Source organism: Rothia sp. ND6WE1A, assembly GCF_001683935.1.
GTDB lineage: Bacteria > Actinomycetota > Actinomycetes > Actinomycetales > Micrococcaceae > Rothia > Rothia amarae.
Window position 1 is genome coordinate 1 of sequence record NZ_LXTU01000067.1, and the last position, 10,884, is coordinate 10,884.

7 protein-coding genes and 2 pseudogenes are annotated in these 10,884 nt (G+C 48.8%); 3 read left to right on the forward strand and 6 right to left on the reverse strand.

Going from position 1 to position 10,884, the window contains the following annotated elements; all coding sequences use genetic code 11:
- Nucleotides 1-209: pseudogene (locus A7E48_RS09495) on the forward strand (alpha-amylase); the annotation flags it as partial.
- Nucleotides 210-266: 57 nt separating this feature from the next.
- Here A7E48_RS09495 and A7E48_RS09500 read toward each other — a convergent pair.
- Nucleotides 267-827, reverse strand: coding sequence for a hypothetical protein (locus A7E48_RS09500; protein WP_068172764.1), 561 nt, complete (start codon nt 825-827; stop codon nt 267-269).
- Between the two features lie 507 nt (nt 828-1,334).
- Here A7E48_RS09500 and A7E48_RS09505 point away from each other — a divergent pair.
- Nucleotides 1,335-1,688 carry an MATE family efflux transporter gene (locus A7E48_RS09505; protein ID WP_083147347.1) on the forward strand — a complete coding sequence of 118 codons (354 nt, stop codon included), beginning with the start codon at nt 1,335-1,337 and terminating at the stop codon, nt 1,686-1,688.
- Between the two features lie 117 nt (nt 1,689-1,805).
- On the opposite strand, the gene A7E48_RS09510 is transcribed toward A7E48_RS09505, so the two are convergent.
- Entirely contained in the window at nt 1,806-4,961 is a 3,156-nt protein-coding gene (locus tag A7E48_RS09510; RefSeq protein ID WP_068172767.1) for a type I restriction endonuclease subunit R, read from the reverse strand.
- On the opposite strand from A7E48_RS09510, the gene A7E48_RS09515 reads away from it, so the two are divergent.
- On the forward strand, nt 4,960-7,635 hold the full coding sequence (locus A7E48_RS09515) for a DUF4143 domain-containing protein (protein ID WP_068172770.1): 2,676 nt from the start codon (nt 4,960-4,962) through the stop codon (nt 7,633-7,635). The two genes, A7E48_RS09510 and A7E48_RS09515, sit on opposite strands and share 2 nt — an antisense overlap.
- Nucleotides 7,636-7,645: 10 nt before the next feature.
- Here the strand turns inward: A7E48_RS09515 and A7E48_RS09520 are convergent, their stop codons facing one another.
- The 4 genes and pseudogenes from A7E48_RS09520 to A7E48_RS11430 form a co-directional block, all read right to left on the reverse strand.
- A complete protein-coding gene (locus tag A7E48_RS09520) occupies nt 7,646-8,638 on the reverse strand; it encodes a nuclease-related domain-containing protein (protein ID WP_068172771.1) in 993 nt (330 codons plus the stop codon).
- A gap of 72 nt (nt 8,639-8,710) precedes the next feature.
- Complete coding sequence (locus tag A7E48_RS09525; RefSeq protein WP_068172773.1) at nt 8,711-9,817, reverse strand: XRE family transcriptional regulator; 1,107 nt, start codon at nt 9,815-9,817, stop codon at nt 8,711-8,713.
- Nucleotides 9,810-10,475, reverse strand: a complete 666-nt coding sequence (locus A7E48_RS11025; protein ID WP_068172775.1) for a hypothetical protein — start codon at nt 10,473-10,475, stop codon at nt 9,810-9,812. Before A7E48_RS11025 ends, A7E48_RS09525 begins: the two co-directional genes overlap by 8 nt.
- A gap of 135 nt (nt 10,476-10,610) precedes the next feature.
- Nucleotides 10,611-10,884: pseudogene (locus A7E48_RS11430) on the reverse strand (hypothetical protein); the annotation flags it as partial.

Here is a 10,884-nt window from a genome sequence, read left to right on the forward strand (position 1 = left end):
AGGCTGCCGAGAAATTGGAATGGCTCGAAACAGGTTCGGAATCGGTGCTCGCCTTTACCCGCCCCAACGGCTGGGTGTGCGTGACCAACTTTGGGCAGGACGCCGTCGTCCTCCCCGAAGCTGTGCGAGGCGCACGGTTCGTGCTGGGCTCAGCCGAGTTCGACGGCAAGAATGTGCCTGGTTCGACAACCCTGTGGTTTAAGAGCTAGCTGACTAAAGGAAAAGTACAGCCAAAGCGGTGAATGTTCATTGAAAAAGGTGAGCATTCACCGCTTTTTATGTACGTTGGGCTCAGAAATCTTTCGGAGGAAGACCTTCAACCTGTTCTCAAACCGTTCAGGATGAGAAAAGACCTCGCTCCAATCGGTACGAAAAATCCTTGCTCCTGAATTGAGAAACTGTCTTTCTCGAGCGCGTTCGCTCGCTATAGCTACTTCAGGTGAGCCAAAATCGCTATATTTCATGTTTCCATCAAATTCCACAAAACAATCAAAATCAATCAAGTAGAAATCGCCTCGATAGGTTTTGCTGCCTAGCACCACGGGTTCTTGCTGGCGAAATCGTATGCCCAATTCTGAAAGACGCATACGCGTGAGAGTCTCACCGGGAGACTCAGATAAGTAACTGAGATTTTCTGCCACCTTGTATGCTTTGGCTGCTCCTCTGCCTTGAAAGGAACGAAGCAAAATATAGAGTTCAGCAAGAGAAATCTTTTGAGCATAAAGAGCCGAATCGGCTATAACTACTGCTTCCTCAAAGGGTAAAGTTCGTGCGCAGTCCAAGAGAAGCGTGGGGATATCGGTTGTTATTGCGCCCACGGGAGTCACTGCGTAAGGAGTGCTTTCTTGCAATAGAGCGTGGCGAGTAGTCTCCGGTGAATACCCACGTGAACTTGGCTTGCAGTAAAGGTGTATTTTCTGCTGGTTCACTCTGATGAGGGCGAGGCCGTGCAAAACTGCTGCTGATTGATGCGAGAAAACAGTGGACGGAGCACTCTTGAATTGCGCAAGGATCTGGAGAGGATAACGTTCCCAGGCGGAGATCTGCTGTAAATTTTGCGTTCCTATATATACTCCTTGTCGTAGACGAGTAATATGCCCTTGCCGGATGGCCGTGCGGAGTCCGTAATCTGTATAGCCTTGGCGTATAAGGCAGTCTTTTGTGAGAAGGAGCTTTCCTAAGTCTTCTATAGTTCGCATCCTTTTTATTCTCGTCTATTGCTTACATCTGTGGGCAGGAGAGAGTCGCTATATGTGGATAAGTAGCACTAGATGCAGTAATCCACAGAGGGTGCGTGTCACAGGTTCCGGAGCAGTGGATATTCCGTACACCAGATGCGTTGCATTGTGATGCTTCCCGAAATGATTTCGATGGGTGTTACCCTCGGCGGCATGTCGCTGTTTGCCTACTCGGTGGGCGCTCGTAACCAGGAACGAATCAGTGATTCCATCCGCACGGCAGCACTGATGATTACCGGTATCTCGCTGGTCTTCGGCGTGCTGGTCTTCGTCTTCCGCGACCAGGCTTTGTTGCTCATCGGCGGCGAAGCTCTGCTGGATCGCGGCGATCAGATGATGACCGCCATGCTGATTTCAGTGCTCTTCAATGGTTTGACCATGCTGTTCATGGTGTTGTTCCAGGCAGCAGGCAAGGCGGCAGAGCCTGCCGAAATGCAGCCTGCACTGTAGGACGGCGGCAAGCTGACCCAAAAGTACACTCAAACCGTTGAATGCTCACCGAACAAGATGAGCATTCAACGCTTTTTGTGTACATAAGGGCAGAGAGTTATCAGCCGCCGAATTCAGCTAGACGATTCGTAAGCTTGCCGTATCTTCGGAGCTTGTATCCCCTTCTATCAGCCGCTCATAGAGTCCTAGCTCTAAGAAGAGCTTGAGTAAATCTTGAACAGGTAAGTTGCGGGCGTATTTCACTACTTCATCGGTGCCCTCTTCGTACTCCCAAAGCTTATCTTCAATAGCTGTGCGCACGCCGGGGGAGTATTGGAAATCAACCTTGGTGTTAGATCTGGCCGTGGACTGCAACCGGGAGTCCTTCGCGATTTCGGCAACCATGGTGGACACGAATCCCACCTTAAATTCGTCGCCTAAATCGAGCCCCTGAAAGTACTCGTTAATCTTTTCGATGACTACAGATTTCTTTTTGCGCTCCCGTTCTCGCACCTGTGCCATGCCAGCTTCGGTAATTCCCGTGAGTCCGCTAGCTTCTCCCTCGGAGAGCCTGAGGTCTTCTTCTCGAATCTTTTCTAGGCGGAAGTGAGTGAGGACGACGTCGTCCACATCTACTTGTTCAGGGTTCGGCTCATCGAGTGTGAACTTGCGTAATCTTCTGCTGAGAAGGTCAGCGAAAGCGGCTAGTTCCTCGTAGTATGGGTCATTAAAATCAAAGATTTGGGCGAAAAAAGCATATGTTTTTACGTACTGCGTGAGTGTGAAGCGGAAGTCGGTGAGGTTATCTAATTCTGCTTTGTTGCCGTCTTCGCGAGCGTTGCTCCATCGAATGGCGAAACGTTCTGCGGGTTGTCGGAGCAGGGAATCGAAATTCGCCTGGCGTACATTTGATGCTGACCATTTTTCCCAGAATTGCTTTACATCCTCGACGGTGTAGATGCCTTCAGTATCCAGTTTTGAAACTTGCTTGGAAATGAGCTCAAGGTCAGATTCTTGGCGAATTTCTGCCTCGGTATAGTATTCGCTGAAGCTCTGCAGAATCTTCTGAGGATCATTGACGAAGTCTAAAACGTAGGTGTTGTCTTTGCCAGCGGCGCGGCGATTGAGGCGAGAAAGAGTTTGAACCGCTGTGATGCCAGAGAGCTTTTTATCAACATACATGGCCACGAGCAGTGGCTGATCAAAACCAGTTTGGTACTTGTTTGCCACAATCAGAATATGCTGGTCTTCCTGGGCGAAAACTTCTGCGAGGTCTCGTCCGTGAAGTTGCGGGTTCATGGAGCTCTCAGTAACAGTGGGTGTTTCGCCACCGGGAAGAGTTTCTACATCTGGGTCAGGGAGCTCACCGGAAAAAGCAACCAGTGTGTGTAGCGGCAATCCTCGTTCACGAATCGCTTTTTCAAAAGCACGTTGGTAGCGTACGGCTGCTGCGCGCGAGTTAGTAACCACCATAGCTTTAGCTTTGCCACCCAGCTCATTTTTGACGGTGCCGGTGTAGTGGTCAAGAATAATCGCTACTTTAGAGGAGAGGTTCGTGGGGTGGAGCTCTACGAAATTGATGAGAGTTTTAGTGCCTTTTTGAATATCGATTTCTTCGTTGGCGTTGTCTTCTTCTGCACGTTGAGCAATGCGAGCAGCCATTTCATAGCTGGTGTAGTTCTTTAAGACGTCGAGGATGAAGCCCTCTTCGATTGCCTGTTTCATGGGGTAGAGGTCGAAAGGCACTGGTGGCAGTTCGGGTGCGGGTCGGCGTCCGAAAATCTGTAGGGTTTTTTCTTTAGGTGTTGCGGTAAAAGCGAAGAAGGAGATGCGGTGAGCGGAATCTAACCGTTCTGCCATGCGGGTGAGCGCTTCTTGGTCGGCATCAGATTCGTTGCCTTCGAGATCAAGGTCTATTTCAGCGCCCTGGTAGAGCAATGATTTTACGGAGTCGGTGGCTTTACCTGCCTGGGAGGAGTGCGCTTCATCGGCGATGATTGCAAAATGTTTTCCGGCTAGCTGGCTGCCGCTCTTCTGCATTTCTTCTAGCGCATAGGGGAAGGTTTGTAACGTAACACCGATGATTTGCACACCGGATTCGAGAGCTTCTTTGAGCTGTTTTGCCTTAGATTCCTCGCCTCCGCGGGTAATGGGTTGAAAGGTTCCGGTTGCAGTCACGAGCTGGTCTACGGCGTCCTGAAGTTGCCTATCGAGAACCTGTCGGTCTGCAATAACAATGACGGAGTCAAAGACTTTTTCACCGTCTTCATTATGCAGATTGGCGAGCCGGTGGGCTGTCCAAGCGATGGAATCTGTTTTACCTGATCCGGCGGAGTGCTGGATAAGGTATTTGTGTCCTGGTCCCTCGATCCGAGCAGCGTCAACGAGTTTGGTGACTGCTCGCCACTGGTGGTATCTGGGAAATCGTGTTTGCGAGTGATGAGTAATCCTGCCGGTGAACGGATCTACTTTCTTCTCGTGGTTGGTGTAGATGAATTTACTGAGGATAGTAATCCAGGTATTACGTTGCAGAATTTCTTCCCAGAAGTAAGAAGTAGAGATGCCCTCAGGATTGATTGGATTACCTGCACCGTTGTCTTTGCCGCGATTGAAGGGGAGGAAGGTGGTGGCTTTCCCATCAAGGCGGGTGGTCATGAAAATTTCGTCTTGGGCAAGTGCGAAATGGACGAGAGCACCGCGGTGTTCCTGCAAGAGCGGGGATAGCTTGGGGTCACGGTCTTGCTTGTACTGTTTAATGGCTTGCTGCAACGTTTGGGCATATTCGCTTTTGAGCTCGGTGGTTGTTACCGGTATGCCGTTGCAGAAAAAGACTAGATCAACCCGAGCTTTTTGGGGCTGAGTAGGATAGGCATGGACTTCTTCAACTACCCGTAGGATGTTCTTTTCGAAGAGGTCCGAGAGCTCAGGGTTGCGGTTATCTTGTGGGGGTAGCTGAAGTACTTTAAAGGGGCGACGCGCACCAAGCACTCTGAAACCCTTGCGCAGTACGTTAAGAGTGCCGCCTCCTTGCAGTTCAGGAGTAGCAAGTGTGCGCACGAGTGAATCGAGAATACGTTCTTTGGCTTTGGCTGTTTCATCAGCGCTCAAGCCAGGTTTGACGATGCGCTCGTAGTTTTGCGGATCGCTTATCTGCAACCATTTGAGGAGATCAGCCGGGAAAAGTGCCCGTTCGGCATCGTATTCGGAATCGTTGGGGGAGTGTTCCCATCCGTTTGCTGCAAGGTACTCGCAGATTTCTTGCTGGAAAGGACGTTCGAGGTGAGCGCGGGGCATGGGAGGCTCCTGGGGAGAAGGTGCAGAAGTTTCTCTTTCAGTGTATGAGGTGAAGCCTATGGTCTGGCGCAAAAGTGCAAATATCCTACGTACAGTGCATGAAATTTTACGCACTGTATGTAGAATATTTGCACCTTGCTGGTCTGAGGCTGACCAAAAATATAAACTTGTACATTGGATGTACATTCGTTTGTTCATCCAATGTACAATTTTATATATGATCTTGTATCCTCGTTTTATAGAACCCACTATCCGTGAACATTTAGCTGTTACTCCTGTGCTCATCGTTGAGGGTGCCAGGGCAGTGGGTAAAACCAGTCTCGTGCAGAAACTACGCAGAGATGGATTGCTAACAGCGGTTTACTCTATGACGGATGTAGAACTAAGGAAAACAGTTGAAAACGACCCGGTAGCTTGGTTGCGCGGTCGAACCTGGCCTTGCGCCATAGATGAGGCTCAGCTCGTCCCTGACCTTCCGCTAGCTCTTAAAACAATCTTGGATGAAAACAGTGACCAAATCAGAGTTCTTCTTACAGGTTCATCGAGTATCGGGCAAACCCAGACAAACTTTGGAGGCTCTGATCCGCTAGCACGCCGGGCGTTCAGAATTACTCTGGAGCCTTTATCCGAGGCTGAAATATTTGCCGGCGAGCAACTTCTTGCTCCTTGGTCAATAATTGATGAGATGTTCAGAGCAGAACCTTCTGATACTAAGAGATCTCTAGCTTTTCCTAGTCAAAACGAGATTTTTACTCGCGGCGGTATGCCACAGTACAGAGTTTCTGAGACCACAAAAAGCCCGGGGCTCTTACGCTCTGCTATTGAGCAAGGTATTCGGAGTATTTTGACAGAGCGTGTAAAACCGGGTGAAATTTTTGACCAGCAAAGAGCTTATGAATTGTTGGCTTACATTCTGCGCCATCCAGCATCGGAGTTAAATATGTCTGAAGCTGGAAGAGATCTATCTATTGATCGTAGAACTGTAGACAGCTATATCAATGCGTTAGAAAAAAGGTTCTTGGTGTACGAGGTTCCAAACTTTCACCGCCCCTCCAAACGTACTCTTCGGAGCTCAGCGAAATTTTTTCCAGCAGATTTAGCATTATCCACTCATGTCATTACCAGTCAGAGCGATAAAAGATTAGATGATTCTGATATTCGGGGCAGGCTCACTGAAGCACATGTTGTTCAACAGATGAGGGCGCATGCCGGTTGGTCTGAACTGGAGGTGGATATTTTCCATTGGCGTCAATCAATCAAACAGAAGCCTGCTGAAGTTGATTTAGTACTTAGAGATCGTCAAGGCAGATTGGTTGCTATTGAGGTAAAATCTTCCACCCGGTTTAAGGCGGATCATTTGAAGGGAATCCGGGCTTTTAAGGAGCTATATCCTGACGATTTTCACAGGGGTTTCTTGGTGTCGCATAATCCTGAAGTTATGAGAGTGAGCGAAGATATTTGGGCGATACCTATTGAATATTTGGGGTCAAGAGATTCCTGGGAGGGGGATTTCGCTCTTCAAATCCCTCCGCAGATAGCTGATGGTGAAGAAGCTCAAGATGAGATCGAAATGTTAGGGGAAGATATGTCCGATACTCAGATTTTTATGAGCTATACCCATCAGGATGCTGATTCCGTGGTTGGCGGAGATATGCGCCAGTTTGGTAGAGATATTGCCGAGGCACTTGAGAGCTTGTTTGGGCGTTCAGTTGATTTGTTCCTTGACACTGATAAGGCGCGTTGGGGAGAACATTTATGGAATCGTCTAGACGCTGAAATTCAACGTTCTACCTTTTTCATGCCCTTTATTACTCCTCGCTATTTGAATAGTAAGGCTTGCGTGGATGAGTTTCAGAAGTTTTTGGACGCTGCTGAGCGCGCCGGCGCAGAGAAGCAACTTATGCTTCCACTGGTGTGGATTACTCCTCCTGCTTTTAAGCGAAATACCGGCAATAGCTTGATTGTTGAACGCGTGAAGCAAACGTTGTATCAAGATGTTTCTGAGATAAGAACACTCGACCGGAGCGCAAGTGGCTACCGCCAGAAGGTTGAAGAGCTTGCTGGATATATCAACGAGATGATTGAAGAGAGGGAGCAACAGGGAATTGAAATTAGCGAATCGACTTCAACTGAAGAAGAGGAAGTAGCTAAGGGCGCCTTCGATTATTTAGCAGAGATTGAGGAAACCTACCCACAGGTTGAGTCATCCCTTGAAAGTTTTATGAGTGCCTTTACTCAGTTAGGATTGGGCTTTCAAGAGAGCGGTGGAAAGCTCAATGAGCAAGCGTTATCAAACCCATTTCAGACACAGAAGCTATTGAAAGAGATGGCTAAAGAGCTTGCTCCATTAGCCAAGAAAACAGAGGAAAAATCTCAGGAGGCTTCTAAAAAGTGGTCTGAACTCATTAGTAAACTCAATCGCGGTGTTCATTTGCTGAGTGAAGCTTCAGGTGAAGATGTTCCAGATTCTCTTATTCACGATATTGCCTCAATTCGGGATACTCTCCAAAAACTCGAAGGGGTCGCAGAGATTGAATCTATCGCGATTCAGATGCCTAAGCTTTCCTCTGCGCTGACACCTATTTCACGTGCTTTTCTCTCCAGCATTCGGACTATCAATTTGATGGATGAATCTGTTAGCGATTGGTTGCGATCGATTGGTTATGAAAAGTAACGGAGAAAAGCTAAAATCTGTCGTTTACTAAAGCCATCGGTTGAAGTGCGCGGTGAAGCTCTTCGATGTTTACTACCTTGTGCTTCTTCGCGGAGTTCATGGAGAGAAGAAAATCCTTGAGACTGTTGCCCTGAGCGGAGTTATGCAGACTAAAGTAAGTGGTCTGCTGGGATAGGGCGCGTAGATTGCTCTGCCAATAGTAAGAGTTGGCGTGCGAGAACAGCACCAAAGTTTCTATAAAGAGTTTGCTGTGCAGTGGGGACTGTGTATTGAGGTAGTTTCTGAGATGCACTGCCTGTATGCGTGCTTGTTTACCAGGGGAGACGGCGTAGGAATCGGTGTGTTCTTCAAAATAGATGTTGGTCTTGGGGCCCTCTGGTGTGGCTCGGTGGTGGATGAGCGCTTCTTGCGGTGATGAACCTTTGTGCGGGACTTTGAGGTGCCAGATATTGCCTGACCAATACTTGTTTTCAATCACGAGCACGGTGTTTTGCGTGATGATGAGGTGATCGATTTGACGGCGTACGCCGTCGCTGGTGGTGAAGGTGAGGTTGGTGAGGAGGACGCCGTGGAGTCCTGCTTCTTTGCAGGAATCGAGGATGGTCTTGCGAGTGTATTGCTCGGTAGAGAGTTGCCGGTTGAAGCTGGCTAGTTCCTTGGTGAGCCGTTGAACTTCAGCCCGGTCATCAAGGCTTTCTAGCTTTTTGATTTGCTGAGTTTGCTCGAGAACTTTCGCTTCAAGTTCTTGGTGGGCGGCGATGCGCTCAGCAAGCTGGTTTTCTGCTTCGCGAAGTTTCTCTATGCTGGGCGTATTTTTGACTTGTTGCAAGAGCGCGCTGTTTGAGCCATGCAAGCGGCCTTCAAGAAGCGCAAGGTTCTGCGCTAATGATTCGAATTGTTGGGGTGTGCTAGCGCTCGCCTTCTTCCATTGCATATAGAAGAAGACGAGCCCGACCAATGTGAGGGTAAGCAGGACAACGAGAGCGAGTAGAAGTAGTTCCAAGGTGGCTCCTGGGGTGAGTGGTTTCCCTTGATGCTACTTCTTTTTCTTGACCGACTGTAACTTGAGTTACTTTTATTTCACTGCGCTAAGATGCTTTCTGATTGAGACGGTTTTCGCTTCATTTCGACTGTTGGTAGAACCGCCCTCAATAACTCTGAGCTTAGTGCCGAAGGTTAGAACGTTTATATCATCTTCTGGGAGTGAGAGCTCTCGCGCGACACGTTCTACCGTTACCGGTCCGCTCTTATCTGAGGCATATACCTGCGGATAAACTTTGGACATTTCGTAGGTAGACATTCCACCCGGCTCACCCTTTTGAAAGCCACGTTTGGCGAGTTCTGCGCAAGTGGTGCGGTATATCCAGTCGGTCATTCTGCCGTTTTTATGGAGGGTGTAGGTGAGCGCCATGGCTGAAACTTTGAAGGCATCTTTGGCGTAGAGAATGTCGTTAACTTTAGCGTTATGGGGCATGTACTCAGCGAGCATTGAATCAGGAAGTAAGAAGGCAGAGGCGAATTGGTTCGCCTCTTGTTCTTGCTGTGCGGCTGATTCGGCGCAGGAGTGTTTGTGCATGACGAGGTGCCCTAGTTCGTGGGCGAGGTCAAAGCGAGCACGCTCAGGTGTTTTATGGCGCGCTAAAAAAACAAAGGGCTGAGATTTATGGAATAAAGAGAAGGCATCTACCGACATCGCCAATGAGGGTAGACCAAACACGTGGATGCCTTTTGATTCGCTAAGTTGTACGAGATTAGGTAGGGGTTTGACGCCGAGACCCCAGTAATCGCGAAGCATTTGCGCTGCCATGTGCGGGGTTTCATGGGCGAAGGCAGGAAGGTTGAGGCGGGGCAGAATGAATCGCTCTCCAATCCAGTGCGCGATTTCAACGCCGAAGGCTCCTGCGGCTTCTGCTGCATCTCTATTTTTGCGGGTTGTATTTCTACCTGCACGAAAGTTGACGGTGTCAGTTTCGATTTCTGGAGCGCCCGGAAGTGCGAAGAAGGGCGCCGGAAAGTCTAGAACTGCAGCAAGTTTCGGGGCGCAGCTGAGCGGGGCACCGTCTATTTCATACTTTTCGGCGGTACGACTTGAAACACCCAATTCGCGTGAGAGGGACGCGCGGGTGTGACCTCGCCGTTTGCGGGCGAGGGAGATGCGGTCTGGATTGAGTAGGTTAGGCAATTTTGAAGTCGATCTCTCCGCCGCCGATGTCTCTAATGTTTTCGATTGCGGTGTCAAAAGGTATAGGTTGAAGAAGGACGCGTACTTGCCAGTCGCCAAATTGTCCATCTTTGAAGTTTGGGTAGGGAAGAGAAACTTCACAGCGTAGTTCGTTTTCTGCGCGGTAGTAAAGCAGGAACCAATCTCCTTCGGGCGGAGTATTAGCTATGGAAATAGTTTGCTGGTCTTCTGGAGCATTAAGAACGAAGAGAACAGGGTCACCGCTGTTGATCGCTTGTTCTGTGGCTTTTCCTTTTGCACGGTTAGCACGTGGTTTCGCTAGAACATTAGGATTTCCAGTATCTTCATTACCGCCGATAATTCCTAGGGTGTACTTCTTAATGGGGTGAGAGGCTAGAGGCCTATTTTGCGGGTCTGTAAGGTTCCAGTTGTGTTTGGAGCGGATATGGTCTCGGAGTACTTCTGTGGTGTCGAACCAGCGACGTGAACCTGCTGCAGTGACGGGCGCACTTGTGCGCGTGTTGGCAGAAGCAGTCTCGCCAGCAGCCAGGCTTTCGTGGATATCTGCAATATCGATGCCCATCAGGGCTAAGTATTCCGCAGCTTGATGAGGCTGAATGATGTGCGCACCCTCGGAATAGGGAAGCGAAACAGGCATGACGAACCACCTTCGGGAGAAGAATAAGGTACCTCAAATTATTGCACAAAACCCGAAGGTGAAGTTGTAAAATCTTTGATATATGCGCATGAACCAGAAAATCTCAAAGAGTAATCTTATAAAGCAGAACTATAATTATTCTCTCCAGGAAATTTCTGGAGAGGAAGCTGCTTTATAAGAATCTGAGGGTGTCATAGTTATTTCTACTGGAATAGGAAATAAATCGCCCACGAAGAGACCGGTTCCGGTAGGAAGGTAAGATATTCGACTAATTTGATGAGTGGTTATATAAGGAATCGAAGCAGACATATAATCAAGATCTTGATTGTTTTTAATTCTATGAATAATGAAATTATTACACTGAGACAATACAGTGGAAGAGAGCTCACTGGGGCGTTGGGACGAAAGG